The sequence below is a fragment of the Lentiprolixibacter aurantiacus genome, from assembly GCF_026241225.1.
Taxonomy (GTDB): domain Bacteria; phylum Bacteroidota; class Bacteroidia; order Flavobacteriales; family Flavobacteriaceae; genus Lentiprolixibacter; species Lentiprolixibacter aurantiacus.
This window is the reverse complement of record NZ_JAPFQP010000003.1, coordinates 272726-288439: the sequence shown is the minus strand read 5'-3', so window position 1 is coordinate 288439 and position 15714 is coordinate 272726. Positions and strand designations below refer to the sequence as shown.

Below are 15714 nucleotides of genomic sequence, written 5' to 3'. Positions count from 1 at the left end.
TTTCTTGTTGAAATTAAGTACATTAAGACAATTAATAATCTAAAAACTAACCAATAATGAAAACAACACTTAAATTAGCCCTGATCCTGATGCTGGTACCACTGGCATTATTCTCTCAAAAACCGGAATCCCAGTACATAATGTGGGGATCAGAAGACGAAATTGCCAATGCCATGGTAATGAGAGGTATGGACCACATGATGAATGTAGAACGTGAAAAGGCCTACACCTTTTTTGATGCTGCGGTTGCCCAGGACCCTACCTTGTTTGCTCCTCATGTGGTTTTAGCCAATATGTCCTGGGGAGATAAACGAAAACACCACATAGCCGAAGCGAAAAAAAATGTAGAAGGCAAGAATGAAGTGTCTAAGTTGTTTGTTTCTACACTCGATTTAGACTGGCAGAATGAAGGTGCAGCGGATAAGAATCGTGCTATTTGGGCAAAGATGTATGAACTGGCTTATGATGGAGGTTTTGTGAACTTCAGGTACGCCCTGTCCCGAAAAGATGTTAAGGAACAGATTGCCGAGCTGGAGAAACTGGCTGCAAAAAATGCTAAGAAGGACAGGAGTAATGCCCATGTGCACAATATCCTGGGATATATGTACTACGCTGAAGGCGATAAGGCCAAGGCCAAAGCCCATCTGGATAAATACCTGGAATTACGCCCTGATGGTTACAATGCCTATGATTCCATGGGGGAATACTATTTTAATGAGGGTGATATGGAAAATGCCTTGGCATACTATAAAAAGGCCCGCATGCACTATCCGGCTTCCAGAAGTGCATCAGACAAGATAAAGGAGATTGAGGATAAAATGAAGGCTAAGGAGGAGTAAACATTGGAAAAGCCTGTTATAAAAAAATCCCGCTGAATCAGCGGGATTTTTTATTGCGAGATATAATGGGTTTACTTTACTTTTTCCACAATTGCCTTGAAGGCATCCGGGTGATTCATGGCCAGATCTGCGAGAACTTTGCGGTTCAGGCTGATATTATTGGATTTTAATTTACCCATGAATTGGGAATAAGACATTCCGTGCATCCTTGCTCCCGCGTTGATCCTGGTGATCCAAAGAGCGCGGAAACTGCGTTTTTTGTTCCTCCTGTCGCGATAAGCGTACAACATGGCTTTCTCCACCGCGTTTTTCGCAACAGTCCAAACATTCTTCCTTCGGCCAAAATATCCTTTGGCCTGTTTCATTACTTTTTTTCTACGAGCCCTAGAGGCTACTGAATTTACTGATCTTGGCATTTTTTTGTGTTTTTTGTAGCAGGCGTTCTATTTCCGTTTTATGGGATTTAAAATCTTTGTGAGCCTGACTCCATGGTTAATACTACCTTAATTGACTTACTTCAGACGTAATTGTTGTCTGATGTTGTCCTCATCTGCGTCGTGTACCAACGTAGCGTGGGTCAATTTGAGCTTTCTCTTTTTGCTTTTCTTTGTCAGGATGTGACTTTTAAAAGCATGTTTTCTTTTGATTTTTCCAGTACCCGTTAACTTAAAACGTTTCTTAGCACTGGATTTTGTCTTCATCTTAGGCATTGTAATCCTCTTTTTCCGTTATATCTCGCTTTATTACTTCTTTGTCTTCGGGGCAATGAACATAATCATTCGCTTTCCTTCTAGCTTTGGCATCTGTTCAACCTTGCCCAGGTCTTCCAAGTCCTGCGCCAGTCTTAGCAGCAGAATTTCTCCCTGCTCCTTGTAGACGATAGACCTTCCTTTAAAAAATACATACGCCTTCAGTTTGGCCCCGTCAGAGAGGAACTTTTCAGCGTGCTTCTTTTTAAACTCATAGTCATGGTCATCCGTATTGGGACCGAACCTGATTTCCTTTACCACCACCTTCGTAGCCTTAGCCTTCATTGCCTTATCTCGCTTCTTCTGCTCGTAAAGGAACTTTTTATAATCAATTATCTTACAAACCGGCGGAGCTGCTTTTGGGGAAATCTCCACTAGGTCCAGCCCTAATTCTTCCGATTTGGCTATGGCTTGTCTGATTGGGTAAACTCCCATTTCCACGTTGTCGCCTACGAGCCTTACTTCGGGCGCTGTAATCTCGGCGTTGATCTTATGCGGGTTTTTGTTTTCCCGCCGTGGTCTTGGTTTAAATCTTCTTCGTATTGCTATGGCTTATCTATTTTAATTAAACTTTTGTTTCGAACGGTTTTAATGTACTGTTTATTTCTTCTTCGATCAAGTTTTTGAAAGCTTCTATACTTATGCTTCCGTGATCCTGACCTCCGTGTCGCCTGACTGAAACCATTCCATCTTCCTGCTCTTTGTCGCCTACAATCAACATGTAGGGGATCTTGTTTAGTTCGGCTTCCCGAATTTTCTTGCCCACCGTCTCGTTCCTGTTATCCAGGAGCGCGCGAATTTCGTGATTTTCCAGGGAATTTAAAACTTTTTGGGCATATTTTTCATGTTTCTCACTGACAGGCAGCACAATAGCCTGATCGGGAATCAACCAAAGGGGAAAATTCCCACCTGTGTGTTCCAGTAACAATGCCACAAATCGTTCCATGCTGCCAAAAGGTGCCCGGTGTATCATTACCGGTCTGTGGTGCTCATTATCACTTCCCTTATAAGTCAGGTCAAAACGTTCCGGAAGGGTATAATCAACCTGGATAGTACCCAGCTGCCAGTTCCTGCCCAGGGCATCCTTGACCATAAAGTCCAGTTTCGGCCCATAAAAGGCTGCCTCCCCTTCTTCTATAACATAATCGAGACCCTTTTCCTTTGCTGCGTTAATAATTGCCTGCTCTGCCTTTTCCCAGTTCTCAACAGTTCCGATATACTTTTCTGGGTTCTCCGGATCCCTTACGGAAACCTGAGCGGTAAAGTTGTTCAGACTCAATGAGGTGAGTACATAAAGAGAAAGATCAATGACATTTTTGAACTCCTGGTCCAGCTGGTCAGGAGTACAGAATATATGGGCATCGTCCTGCGTAAACCCTCTTACCCTGGTAAGGCCGTGCAATTCCCCGCTTTGCTCATATCTATAAACGGTTCCGAATTCTGCATAGCGCTTGGGCAATTCCCTGTAACTAAATGGTTTGGAATTGTAAATCTCGCAATGGTGAGGACAATTCATAGGTTTTAACAGGAACTCTTCATCCTCCTTTGGCGTATGTATAGGCTGAAAACTGTCTTCCCCGTATTTAGCATAGTGCCCCGAAGTAACATAGAGTTCTTTCTGTCCGATATGGGGGGAGATGACCATCTCATAACCCGCCTTTTTCTGGGCTTTCTTCAAAAACTGCTCCAGCCGTTCACGTAGTGCTGCACCTTTAGGCAACCATAATGGCAGGCCCTGTCCAACTTTCTGGGAGAAGGTAAACAGTTCCAGTTCCTTGCCCAGTTTTCTGTGATCCCGTTTTTTGGCCTCCTCAATAAGCTCAAGGTATTCGGTCAGTTCTTTCTGTTTTGGGAATGAAATTCCATAAACCCTCGTAAGCTGGGGCTTGTTTTCATCACCGCGCCAGTATGCACCCGCTACGTTGAGTATTTTAATGGCTTTGATAAAACCTGTATTCGGAATGTGTCCACCGCGACAGAGATCTGTAAAGGTATCGTGGTCGCAAAAGGTTATATTGCCATCTTCCAGATTTTTAATTAGCTCAATTTTATACTCGTTGGATTGATTCTCGTAAAATGCCAGTGCGTCTTTTTTGGAAACTTCACGCATTTTGTAGTCGTGCTTTCCTCTGGCTATTTCCAGGGCGCGCTTCTCTATGGCAGGGAAATCTTTTTCAGATACAGTATGTTGCCCGAAATCTACGTCGTAATAGAAACCATTATCAATTGCAGGACCTATGGTAAGCTTAATACCAGGGAACATTTCTTCCAGTGCCTGTGCCACCACGTGAGACGTAGAATGCCAAAAGGCCTTTTTCCCTTCCTTGTCTCTCCAGGTATACAAGGTAAGCTTGCCATTTTCATTCAAAGGGGTAACCGTTTCCACCGTAGTGCCGTTAAAACTTGCTGAAATGACATTACGGGCAAGCCCTTCACTTATGGAAAGGGCAACATCCATTGGAGTGGATCCCCGGGCAAAATCTTTTACAGTGCCGTCAGGCAGGGTAATTTTAATCATCTTGTACTACGTCACAAATAAGGAAACAAAGATAGTGCCTTGGCCCCAGCAAGGCAACAGATCGGGGCTTCAATTCGTAAATATTGAGGGGGTTAGCCTGATTAAGGCTTTATTATTATACTCATTCATATATTGCAGGTCATTTGGAGTCATTAAAAAGAGCTTGCATTAATATTTTAATGCTGTAAAAGCCCTTCCCTATGGCCGCAATGGCCAGTATCAATCCGAGAATCAGAACGGGAATGAACAGCGGGTGTTCCTGGTTTTTAAAGGCCTGGTAAAGTACCACAGGTGCAATAAACATAAATCCTAAGGTGTAAACCAGGTTTTTCACACCCTTCATCAACAATTTTTTATTCGTCCTCATGTGATTCAAGTTGATCTGTAAAAGTAGAAAATAAAGGCTATTTTTATTTGATTGCAATGTTGAACAGCATGAAAAGAAATTACAGGACAACTGTGTGACCGTTGTAATAGCTAAACTGAACTATGAACTTTCTGCTCCTGCCCGATAAATTTAAAGGTTCGCTTACGGCCAAACAGTTGATCCAATCACTGACCAAAGGGATATTAAAGGCTATTCCGGGGGCAGGTTTTCATTCTTTAATTGCTTCTGATGGCGGTGATGGCTTTCTTGATGCTATTTCCGAATACAGGGAAACAGAGGTAATCACAACAGAGACCGTGGACCCACTGGGAAGGAAAATCACTAGTACTATGCTGGTGGATCCCTCAAAAGGGGAGGCCTATATTGAAATGGCCAAAGCTTCAGGCCTGGTGCTTTTGGCTGAAGAAGAACGTAGTGCTTCAAAGACTTCCAGCAGAGGCACCGGGATTCAGATCAGAGAAGCAATGCGTCGGGGATTCAGAAAGATCTACGTGGGACTCGGAGGCAGTGCCACCAATGATGCCGGCATGGGTATGGCATATGAAGTTGGATACCGTTTTCTGGATGAAAAAGGCGACTCCCTGAAACCCATTGGAGCCAATTTGGCCCTGGTTCACAAGATAAACCGGGAGCAGGTTATTCCGGAATTAAGGGATACCAGAGTTTTTGCAGTAAACGATGTAAACAACCCCCTTTATGGCCCTTTTGGAGCTGCAGCCGTATATGCTGCCCAGAAAGGGGCCAACAGGCAGGAGATTGAGCTTTTGGACAGGGGTTTGCAACACCTGGATTATCAGGTAAGGACGCAGATGGGATTTGAGTATGCGGACCTTCCTGGTACCGGAGCTGCCGGGGGGGCAGCATACGGATTGAAGTGCTTTCTAAATGCGGAATTTATTACGGGGACAGCATTCATTTTGGATCTGGCTAAAATTCCCAGGCTGTTGCGCACCAGAAAATTCGATTATATCCTTACAGGGGAAGGTAAAATAGATTCCCAGACCCTGAGTGGTAAGTGGATCAATGGAGTAATGGAGCTTGGACGTGCCTTTGAGATTCCCGTAGTGGCGATATGTGGCCGGCTTGAGGTTTCACCAGAGGAATTGAAAAAAGCGGGATTGACTGCGGTTATAGAAGCAGGAAACAGGAATAAACCCCTGGAATATAACATGAGCCGTGCTGCAGAACTTGTAGAGTCTGCTGTCTACAAGTATTTCAAAGGCAGGTAACTACCGTTACAATTTGTGACTATTCGATAACCAGGGTATCCCTGAATTCCTGAACAACGGCAAAGTAGCCCAGAGGAAAAACTTTTGGCTGGCTGGTGTTATCCGTTACACTTACATTGTCCAGGTCTGTAATGTCTATAACGTTACCTCTAACCGTTGCCCTGGGAGTTTCGAAAAATCCAACACTTTGTTCGGTCTGTTCCAGAATTAGGTCCATGTAATTGAAAAATTCCCGGTCTGCTCCCATAATACTAATTTCAAGTATTGTCCCGGGGTCAAATTCCTGATCATAGAAATAGGAAAAAGCAAATTGCTGCCCCTGGAAGAACTCGTCTTCACTGGTCAGGAACTCATCGAACCCAAAATCAAAGAGATAGAAATCGTCCCTGTCAGGGTTGTCGGTAAAGGATACTACCACTTCGGTCTCATCTCCCTCAAATAAAGTACCTGTTCCCTGCTCAAGATTATCTATGGGCACTGTAGGCACATAGAAAGTTTGAGCCAAATACTGTCGACCTTTATGTCTCATCAGCAAAGTAAAGCGCAGGTTTTCCCTTTGCAGGACCGATGTGGGGATACGCTGGTCCGAACTAAAGTTGGGATCTGGCTCATAAACCCCACTGCCCGGGTTAAGCTCTGCCAGGCTGGATGTTCCGGTAAAGACTACGGTGCCATCCTCAATTTGTTCGTAAATAATTGAGATGCTCTCCAGGGAAGTTGCCGGGATTTCATCAAAAAATCCGGTAGATTCGGAAACTTTAATAGAGACAGGGATAAAGGCTTCTGTGGTATCCACGCGGATAAGGCCATCCACGATGAGCCGGGTATCGCCCTCGGGAAGGTCCACTTCTATAACGTCCTCACAACTGGCGAGCCACCCAGCGCAAACCAAAAGCCAAATGAATAGTTTCCTCATCTAGAATCTGAAATTATAGGTTACCGAAGGAACAATGCCAAAAATAGAGGTCCTTACCGCTTCGTTAACCCCGGTATCCTGGTTCCTCCTGAAATTTATGGAAGCTGCATTGCGCCTGTTATATATGTTGTAAAAACTAAATACCCACTCGCCCTGCAACTTTCGATTTTTGTTCTTTTTTGGGGTCAGGGTAGCAGAAATATCCAGGCGGTGGTAATCAGGCAGCCTATCCTGATTTCTCAATCCGTAATAGGGAATGGTGATTCCCTGGAATTCAAACTGCCCGATCGGATAATTCGTGGGTTGTCCGGTCTGATAGACAAAATTGGCATTGAAACGCCATTTCTGATTTAGTTCAAAATTACCAAACAGGGTAATATCATGGGTCTTGTCAAATGGACTGTTGTACCACTGACCGTTATTGATACCCGTTTCCTGGTTTGTCCGGCCATTGTCCGATATGGGTTGCCGTCCGGGAGTGCGTTGCTCGGAACGGGACAGGGTGTAGGACAGCCATCCGTTTAATCTACCGGTATTTTTTCGCACCAGTACTTCCCAACCGTATGCCCGGGCCTGCCCATTCAGGATCACCTGTTCAATGGCATTGTTTGCAATGAGATTGGCCCCGTCTATGTAATCAATACGATTCTGGATGTCCTTGTAATAAACTTCGGTTTCCAGTGTATAATCACCTCCGCTGATATTTTTGAAATAGCCCAGGGCAAATTGATCCAGCAACTGCGGTTTAACAAAAGGCCCGCTGGGTGTCCAGACATCCAGGGGGGTGGGGGAGCTGGTGTTTGAGAGCAGGTGCAGGTACTGAGCTATACGGGTGTAGCTGCCCTTGATGGAATTATCTTCATTAAAGGAGTAGGAAAAGGCAAATCTGGGTTCCAGGTTTGTAAAGTTAGCCAGGTTGGCCCCTCTTCCCGGATTAATGACCCCTACTGGTTCAGCTTCCCGGTAGGTGAGGGTAAAGGGATCAAAAATTACCGGGTTATTGTCAAGATAAACATTGAACTCATCCTGACCCAGGCGCAGAAAATAACTCAAACGCAAACCGTATTCCAGGCTTAATTTATCAGAAAGGTTGTGCTCAATATCCACATATGCTGCAAATTCGTTTGCGTACTTTTCAGTTAACTGTTCTTCTAAAATCCCGGAATCTGGTCGGTTGGGAATGATCTTACCAGGATTGAAACGATAATATATGTTGTTCAGCCCATAATTAAGCTGAAGGTTATCATTAAGGTAGTGTTTGAGGTCGTATTTGATATTGAAATTCTGAATGCCCGAATCCCATTCAAAACCAACAAAATCCAGTTCCAGGCCATAAAAGTAGTCTGAGTAGATCAAAGAAAGGTTAGAGAAGAGTTTGTCTGAAAATAGATGGTTCCAGCGAAAATTGAATACTGCATTCCCATAGACATTGACAAAATTGTCGCTGATCCTGAATAAATCCCGCCCAAAGTAGCCGGAGAGGTAAATGTTATTGCGCTCATTGATCCTGTAATTCAGTTTGGTATTCAGGTCGTAGAAATAGGCCTTGTTATCAATATCGAACAGGGGCAGGAACAAATGCGCATAAGAAGCCCTTCCGCCCACGAGAAATGCAGCACGGTCCTTAACAATGGGTCCTTCAGCCAGCAACCGACTTGCTACGGCGCCTATTCCACCATTTACATGGAATTCCTTGCTGTTTCCCTCCTTTTGAAAGATCTCAAGAACCGATGAAACACGTCCGCCGTATCTTGAAGGGATGCCACCTTTGAAAAGTTTAACATCCTTGATAGCATCCGGGTTGAACACTGAGAACAAACCAAATAGGTGGGAGGAATTAAAGATGGTGGCTTCGTCGAGCAAGATCAGGTTCTGGTCTGCGGCACCACCTCTGACATTAAATCCTGATGCGCTTTCTCCGGCATTAGTTACACCAGGCAAAAGCAGGATGGATTTAATTACGTCTGCTTCCCCCAGTACCACGGGAATCTGTTTGATAGTTTTGGAGGAAAGTGCATTTACGCTCATCTGGGGCTTGCGGATATTCAGCTTTTCCGCATCTTCTATAAGGGTGATCTCTTCCAGTTGCTGTGCCTGTTCCACCATTTGGAAATTGATCTTTTGATCTGCAGTAAGCTCAACCGTTTGACGGATATCCTTAAAACCCAGGTAAGAAACCTGAATCTCATATGTCCCTTCCGGCAGGGTCAGGGAATAAAAACCATATTCATTGGTGGTGGCTCCAGTACGTAACTCCGGAACGATTAGGGTAACACCGATAAGCGTTTCATTACTGGTAGCTTCAGTTATGGTGCCACTAATGGTGAATTTTTTTTGGGCGGAAAGCTGGTGTAGGGATATTATGAATAGAAGCAGCAATAAATGCTGTAACCTATGGGACATTCAGATTATTTTCGCCAAAAATATGTAATATCAGACAACTCCAGGGGTAATTAACATGATTTTAAATCGAATTAAAGCCGCGCCTGCAGTAAGAAAGCTTTTTACAGCTGATCCAGGATTTTATTTAAAGTAGTGCTGGGTCGCATGGCTTCTTTAATCATCTGTGGGTCCGGAAGATAGTAGCCTCCTATATCCTGGGGTTTGCCCTGTGCATCCAGCAATTCCTGTAAAATCTTCTCCTTCTGTGATTCCAGCATCTCGGCCAGTGGACTGAATTTATCCTTTAATTCCAGATTATCGGATTGATCCGCCAGGGCTTTAGCCCAATAGAGCGCAAGGTAAAAATGACTTCCCCGGGTATCCAGTTCTCCTACTTTTCTAGAAGGCGAACGGTCTTCTTCCAGAAACTGCTCCGTGGCCTGATCCAGGGTACTTCCCAGGACCATTGCCTTGGAATTCTTGTATTTATTACCCAGAAAGTCAAGTGAAACTGCCAGGGCCATGAATTCCCCCAGTGAATCCCACCTCAGGTGTCCTTCTTCTAGGAATTGTTCTACATGTTTGGGGGCAGATCCGCCTGCTCCTGTTTCAAATAGTCCACCGCCATTCATCAGTGGAACAATGGACAGCATTTTGGCACTGGTACCCACCTCCAGGATGGGAAAAAGGTCGGTTAAATAATCACGCAATACATTCCCGGTAACGGATATGGTATCCTTGCCCTGTTTGAGTCTATGCAGCGTGCGTTTGGTAGCCTCCACCGGATCACAGATCTGTATATCCAGCCCGGCGATATCCAATTCAGGAAGATAAGCCTTGACCTTTTTGATTAATTCGGCATCATGAGCCCTCTTTTCGTCCAGCCAGAAAATAGCCGGTGTCTGCGTGGCCCGAGCGCGGGTAACCGCCAACTTTACCCAATCCCTTACGGGGGCATCCTTTACCTGGCACATGCGCCAGATATCTCCCGGATTAACCTGGTGTTGGATCAGTACCTTGCCACTTTCTTTATCCACTACTTCGACTGTTCCCGATTCCGCTATCTCAAAAGTCTTGTCGTGGGACCCATATTCCTCGGCCTTCTGGGCCATCAGGCCAACGTTTGGCACGGTACCCATGGTTTTCGGATCGAAGGCTCCGTGTGTTTTGCAGAAGTCTATGGTTGCCTGGTAAATACCGGCATAACTGCTGTCTGGTATTACAGCCTTGGTATCCTGGGGTTCTCCTTTGGAATTCCACATCTGACCCGAATTCCGGATCATTGCGGGCATGGAAGCATCGATTATGATGTCACTGGGAACATGCAAATTGGTTATGCCCTTATCGGAATTTACCATAGCCAGGCTGGGCCCATGTTGCATTGCCTTTTGCAATGCCGATGATATTGCATTGTGCTCTTCGGCGGGCAATGATCGCAGTTTATTGAAGAGGATTTCCAGGCCTTCACGAGCATCGACTCCTATTTTTTCAAAAGTATCCCCATACTGGTCAAATACATCCCTAAAATACGTCTCCAGGGCATGTCCGAATATGATTGGATCTGAAACCTTCATCATGGTTGCCTTGAGATGCAAAGACAAAAGGGTTCCTTCTTTCCTTGCATTTTCAAATTCCCTTTTCAAAAACTCCAGAAGAGATGCCCTGCGCATAACAGTTGCATCGATTATCTCACCTTTTTGGAGGGCTATACCAGATTTAAGTATGTCTACTTCGCCTCGCTCATTTGTCAATCGGATGTCTACTGATGTTGCCTCAGGGAGGGTAAGCGAAATTTCATTGGACCTGAAGTCGCCCGATGACATGGTAGCCACATGGGTTTTTGAGCTTTTTTCCCATGCGCCCATGCTGTGAGGGTTCTTTTTGGCGTAGTTTTTAATTGGCCTGGGTGCCCTTCGATCGGAGTTGCCTTCTCTTAAAACAGGGTTTACAGCACTTCCTTTGATTTTGTCATAGCGCGATTTGATCTCCTGTTGCTTATTATTCTCCGGTTCATCCGGATAATCTGGCAGTGCATAGCCCTTAGCCTGCAATTCTGTTATAGCCTCTTTTAGCTGGGGTATTGAGGCACTGATGTTAGGTAATTTGATGATATTGGCGTCCGGTGATTTTGCCAATGTCCCAAGCGCTTCCAGATCATCAGACTTTTGTTGCTCTGCCGATAAAAAATCAGGAAAAGCGGCAAGGATACGACCTGCCAACGAAATGTCCTTGGTTTCAATGGATATTCCCGCGGTTTTGGAAAAGGCTTTAATTATGGGTAAGAATGACTGTGTAGCCAGGGCTGGGGCTTCGTCTGTTTTTGTATAAAAAATGTTGGGCATCAGGTAGAAAAGAAATTTAGCGGAGCAAATATACAATTTTATGCTTCTGGGTGGCTGTATAAATGCAAGAGACTGGAGAAAAAGGAACAATCAGGAATAGATAAAAAGACAAAAGCCATATCATTGTACGGGTACATTGATATGGCTTTCTAGAATTAGCTCGCAAATTTGTGTTGTACCTAAGTACTTCACCGCAACCATTGATCGCATTTGCCAGCTAAATCAACGTTTGAAACATCTTTTGTCCTTAATTGTTAAACCAAGCAACTCCAAATGCCTCTTCTTGCTGTTTTAGCAAAGTTCGTTCAGTGCCTTGCCGAGACAATTCACCTCACATGTTATGCCCACGAACTGAACCGGGAACTACAGCCCCCTGACCAACCGCTCGCTTCTTTCCTCCAGACTAAGGACAAGTCCCTCTTCCTTTGTGCAAAAGCTAAACAACAATACAAAGAACGTCAACTTCATAATGGCTCTTCCGACTTGCCCTGGACAGGCACTTCTTTCAAACCATGTAACGAATATAGTAGAATAAGTGTCGATTTGCAAGTGATATAAGGATTTAAAAATCAACAAGTTATAAACTTAAGTTATCAACAATTGTTCATAAACTAAGGGGTTTGTAAAATCACTTTTTATTTGTGAAACAGGTCACCCGTTAAATAAAATCAGCACCTCTAGGGGTGCTGATTTATATTGTTTTGTTTTATCCCTGGGATCAGGGAGAGGTACTCCGATCCGACTTAGCTCGCTTCAGCTGCCTCTGGATTTTCCTGATCGCACTTTCAATTGATTTTTCGGGTTCAATAATATTGAATTCTCCCCAAAAGTCCGGATCTGAAAAGCCAATAGCTTCATCAGCAAGAATAATAGTTGATTTCAATCGATCTTTAGATTTTGGTATTTCACCAAGATTTTCCTCCCAGTCAGTAACTGCCATCTCACAGGTCATACTGTACACGGAATTAAACAGCTTCCTGTCCCAGTTGATTTTAAACTCCAGCAAGGCATTGCTGTAACCGTAATACCAGCGGCCATCTCTTTCACGATAGTCTACCCGGTAGGCAATCTGTGTAGGGTATACCCTGGCATTGCGAGGTTTTCTTCGAACAAACATGCGGCTGGCCATATCCCTGTTTGTGATGTTCAGTGAAAAAACGGCACTGGTCAGCACCTTTTTATCGGCATCAATAAAAAGTTTACCGGCATACAGAGGCTCCAGTATGTTACTTCGCTGTTTGAAATCGATTACGTAGATCAGCCGGTCGTTAATAGTTGTAGATCGGTCATAGGTAAATTTGTAATCCTCAATACTCTCAGGGGTGAAAATGAAATCAGGGTATTTCATCAGGTCTACATACAGGGCATTGAAGGGTCCACCCTGCAGTTTAAGCGCCACGGTGTCCAGTTTGCTGTAATCCGTGTTCTTTCTGGCCTTGTAGAGTTTCACCACATCTTTTCTTGAAGACGTGTATGGCGTTTTATAAATATTGACCACAGCCTCAGCCAGGGAAACATTTCGTCTCCTTTTCTTGATGGTTTCCCGGTAAAAAGCGGTCATCAGGGCAGGGTTGTTGTAGTAGTTCTCACCTTTTCTCCTGAGTGTTTCCTTAACCAGTGCAAGGGCATTTTTGGGAGCACTGATATTTACTTCGGAAAGGGTAGTTACCGATACATCGAGCTCAATTTTGTTTTTGTCTTCCGAGAGCTGGGCAAGGGGGATCGACTTATTCCGGTAACCCAGGAATGAAATAACCACATTGCCATTTTCAATAGTATTGGGCACTTTTAGCAAAAATGTGCCTTCGGTGTTGGTAACGGTACTGATATTGGTGCCTTCCAGCACAAGGGAAGCGAACACCAGCGGATCATTGGTCTTGCTGTCCAGAACTTCACCCCGGTATTGCTTATAACTGGTTTCATCCTGCATTGAGGTGTCCTGGAAAAAGGCCTGCGCATCACCCACATTCATCACCAGACTGAAAAACACACTCAGGCAGATAGTAATTATGGGTTTTTGATAAGTATTTAATAGAGATCTCATAACATTATTTTTAATGCAAATTTAAGGCAAAATTAAACCGCTTTGAGGCAGTTTCTAATGATTTTAATCATGGTATCATTAATTCTGTCTATTCCCCAAAAATACGCTCACTCCTTTGGGAAAAGGGTTGCCGGACTGCCTCCTCAGTGAAACAATCTGTCCACAGTGCCATAAAGCATCTGCAATGGGTCCATTGATTTGGTTCCAGAAGGGAAATGCCGTTTCCCTATCCGCATTCCTGAAGATTACCGGATGTTCCTCCAGGTGGTCTGCCTCAAGAAATACAAGGCTGGCCTTCCTGAGGTTATTCAGGGTTTGGCTCCTTTTTTCGGTAAAGGAAAGTGTTTCCTCTCCTGACTGGGAACCGTCATTGGGTTTTTGCAAGGCACTGTTGAGGATAACCCTCGAGAGGCCAAGGATATGGTCCAGTGTTTCATCCGCAGATCTACTGTCTTTACCCGGCCTGTAGGCAAGATCAGTTTCCCTAAGGTTTTCAGTCGCCCAATAGTAGCGAAATCCAAGTCCGTCTATCATGCGGGAAACAACCGTGCCGGCTGAATAGGATTCGGGATAATCCGGGATCTCGTAGTATGGCAATTCCTCGTTATCCTTATTCTGAGCATTCATAACAACTAAAGAGATTAAGCAAAGCACAGTTAACAAGTACTTCATGATCATGATTTTAAGTTAATTTCTGGGGCTAATCCGTTCAAAATAAAAAAAATACCTGGAAAATTGACCGGAAATCCCATTTCTTTCCCGATGAAATGCAGCTTAATCAGATTAGTAGTTTTGGGGTATTGATACGTTCATCGAGGTTTTTCTGCACTTTATCCGGCTTTTTGTCAAATACCGAAAAATAAGGGCTCTTCGACGAATTGCAAGGGGTCAGGATAGCGTTTGCCGCGTTTTTTTAATAGAAAAAAACGCAAGTCATGAAAACGCTTATAACTTTAATTTTTGTTCTTACCATCGGAGTTGCCGCCCAGGCTCAGGATAAAGCTGCTGAGGTTAAGGTAGAAACTATCGAGATGACTATCGTTACTTCTACTGAGCAGACTACTGTTAAAAAAGAAGAGAAAGTAGCTCGTTTGTACAGAAGGGCTAATTCTAAAGTAAAGAAGGCTTTGTCTTTTTCAACCAGGCGTAACCGATCTAAACTGGCTTAATCAAACCAGTTCAACCCAGTTGATATTTATCCAGTAACAACAATCCCACATAAACGGAGGCCAGGCAGATCCAGATAATCTGAGGATACATCCAGTTAGCCATCTTCTCATCCAGTGGTTTAAGCCTGTTCTTATAAGAAATAGTGGCCCACAGGGTTAACAGATTCCCCGCAAGGCTCACCTCAAACTGGTTGAAAAAATAAGTGTAAACCGGGTACAGCCAAACCAGAACCAGAAGAAATACCCCAAACCGGAATATCGGATGCCGCTTACCTTCCTTGGCATAAACTTTATACAGTATCCAAAACATTATTACCGTAAGCCCTATCCAAATGGTTGGGGCAATGGTATCTATCCAGGTGAGTGCATTCAATATATTGTCCATATGAATTGGTTATTGGTTGTCACTGCTTAACAATACAGGTCCCAGAACTTCCCAGACGTTTCGAGCCAGTATCTTATGCCCTTCTTTGGTAGGGTGTATGCCGTCTGCCTGATTCAATTCCGGTACCCCGCCCACGTCTTTCAGGAGGAAAGGGATAAGGTGGGCATCGTTTTCTTTAGCCAGGTCAGGAAAAATCCCCTGGAATTCCGAAGTATACACCGAACCCATATTAGGTGGAATCTGCATACCGGCCAGGATAATCCTGGAATCCGGGTTCTTTTTCCTTACCATATTGATTATCTCCTGCAGGTTTTTACGTGTTTCTGAAAGATTAATACCTCTGAGGCCATCATTTGCGCCAAGTTCCAGAATGAACACATCTGTTTTTTGATTCAGAACCCAGTTTAGCCTGTTTCTTCCGCTGGCTGTGGTTTCGCCGCTCAGACCAGCATTCACAACGGAATAGTTGAGCGATAGTGAATCAATTATTTGCTGCAATACGGCCGGGTAGGCATCATCAGGATCAAGACCCATGCCCGCTGTCAGGCTATCCCCAAAACACAGGATTGTGCCTTTTTCTGCTGTGCTGTCCGAAGGTTCATCCACTGAAGTTTCTGCCTCGGCAGGCGGGGTTTTGTCTTTGGAGGTCGAATCGCCACAACCCAAAACGAACAGCAGCCATAAAAAATAACTAAACTTTAATACTTTCCAGACACTTTTCATACCTCTAAATTAATGGCAAATCCTTATTTT

General features: G+C 44.3%; 15 protein-coding genes. 3 read left to right on the top strand and 12 right to left on the bottom strand.

The window, feature by feature from the left end:
- The first annotated feature begins 56 nt into the window (after positions 1–56).
- The gene (locus tag OO016_RS10720) at positions 57–839 is read left to right on the top strand and encodes a tetratricopeptide repeat protein (protein WP_266013540.1); all 783 of its coding nucleotides are present in this window, start codon (positions 57–59) and stop codon (positions 837–839) included.
- Between the two features lie 71 nt (positions 840–910).
- On the opposite strand, the gene rplT is transcribed toward OO016_RS10720, so the two are convergent.
- The 5 genes from rplT to OO016_RS10695 form a co-directional block, all read right to left on the bottom strand.
- Positions 911–1255 (bottom strand): 50S ribosomal protein L20, encoded by a 345-nt coding sequence (gene rplT / locus OO016_RS10715; protein WP_266013537.1) that lies wholly within the window; start codon positions 1253–1255, stop codon positions 911–913.
- 96 nt (positions 1256–1351) lie between these two features.
- On the bottom strand, positions 1352–1549 hold the full coding sequence (gene rpmI / locus OO016_RS10710) for a 50S ribosomal protein L35 (protein WP_266013534.1): 198 nt from the start codon (positions 1547–1549) through the stop codon (positions 1352–1354).
- A 33-nt stretch (positions 1550–1582) separates the two neighbouring features.
- Entirely contained in the window at positions 1583–2131 is a 549-nt protein-coding gene (gene infC, locus OO016_RS10705; RefSeq protein ID WP_266013886.1) for a translation initiation factor IF-3, read from the bottom strand.
- A gap of 22 nt (positions 2132–2153) precedes the next feature.
- Positions 2154–4106 (bottom strand): threonine--tRNA ligase, encoded by a 1953-nt coding sequence (gene thrS / locus OO016_RS10700; RefSeq protein WP_266013532.1) that lies wholly within the window; start codon positions 4104–4106, stop codon positions 2154–2156.
- A 139-nt stretch (positions 4107–4245) separates the two neighbouring features.
- On the bottom strand, positions 4246–4473 hold the full coding sequence (locus OO016_RS10695; protein WP_266013529.1) for a DUF6095 family protein: 228 nt from the start codon (positions 4471–4473) through the stop codon (positions 4246–4248).
- Between the two features lie 122 nt (positions 4474–4595).
- On the opposite strand from OO016_RS10695, the gene OO016_RS10690 reads away from it, so the two are divergent.
- Complete coding sequence (locus OO016_RS10690; protein WP_266013527.1) at positions 4596–5723, top strand: glycerate kinase; 1128 nt, start codon at positions 4596–4598, stop codon at positions 5721–5723.
- 19 nt (positions 5724–5742) lie between these two features.
- Here OO016_RS10690 and OO016_RS10685 read toward each other — a convergent pair whose 3' ends face one another.
- The 5 genes from OO016_RS10685 to OO016_RS10665 all read right to left on the bottom strand — a co-directional run bounded on the left by OO016_RS10685 (position 5743) and on the right by OO016_RS10665 (position 14079).
- Positions 5743–6639 carry a DUF4249 family protein gene (locus OO016_RS10685; RefSeq protein WP_266013524.1) on the bottom strand — a complete coding sequence of 299 codons (897 nt, stop codon included), beginning with the start codon at positions 6637–6639 and terminating at the stop codon, positions 5743–5745.
- Positions 6640–9042: a TonB-dependent receptor gene (locus tag OO016_RS10680; protein WP_266013522.1), complete on the bottom strand. Its 2403-nt coding sequence runs from the start codon at positions 9040–9042 to the stop codon at positions 6640–6642. It lies immediately after the preceding gene.
- A 101-nt stretch (positions 9043–9143) separates the two neighbouring features.
- Entirely contained in the window at positions 9144–11363 is a 2220-nt protein-coding gene (locus OO016_RS10675; RefSeq protein WP_266013519.1) for an NADP-dependent isocitrate dehydrogenase, read from the bottom strand.
- A gap of 718 nt (positions 11364–12081) precedes the next feature.
- Positions 12082–13407 carry a carboxypeptidase-like regulatory domain-containing protein gene (locus OO016_RS10670; protein ID WP_439649326.1) on the bottom strand — a complete coding sequence of 442 codons (1326 nt, stop codon included), beginning with the start codon at positions 13405–13407 and terminating at the stop codon, positions 12082–12084.
- A 78-nt stretch (positions 13408–13485) separates the two neighbouring features.
- Positions 13486–14079 (bottom strand): DinB family protein, encoded by a 594-nt coding sequence (locus OO016_RS10665; RefSeq protein WP_266013516.1) that lies wholly within the window; start codon positions 14077–14079, stop codon positions 13486–13488.
- A gap of 263 nt (positions 14080–14342) precedes the next feature.
- Here OO016_RS10665 and OO016_RS10660 point away from each other — a divergent pair, with 263 nt between their 5' ends.
- Positions 14343–14576, top strand: coding sequence for a hypothetical protein (locus OO016_RS10660; RefSeq protein ID WP_266013513.1), 234 nt, complete (start codon positions 14343–14345; stop codon positions 14574–14576).
- A 10-nt stretch (positions 14577–14586) separates the two neighbouring features.
- Here the strand turns inward: OO016_RS10660 and OO016_RS10655 are convergent, their stop codons facing one another.
- Together OO016_RS10655 and OO016_RS10650 are read right to left on the bottom strand one after the other, a co-directional pair.
- Positions 14587–14961, bottom strand: a complete 375-nt coding sequence (locus OO016_RS10655; protein ID WP_266013510.1) for a hypothetical protein — start codon at positions 14959–14961, stop codon at positions 14587–14589.
- Between the two features lie 9 nt (positions 14962–14970).
- Positions 14971–15684 carry an arylesterase gene (locus tag OO016_RS10650; protein ID WP_266013507.1) on the bottom strand — a complete coding sequence of 238 codons (714 nt, stop codon included), beginning with the start codon at positions 15682–15684 and terminating at the stop codon, positions 14971–14973.
- Between the last annotated feature and the right edge of the window lie 30 nt (positions 15685–15714).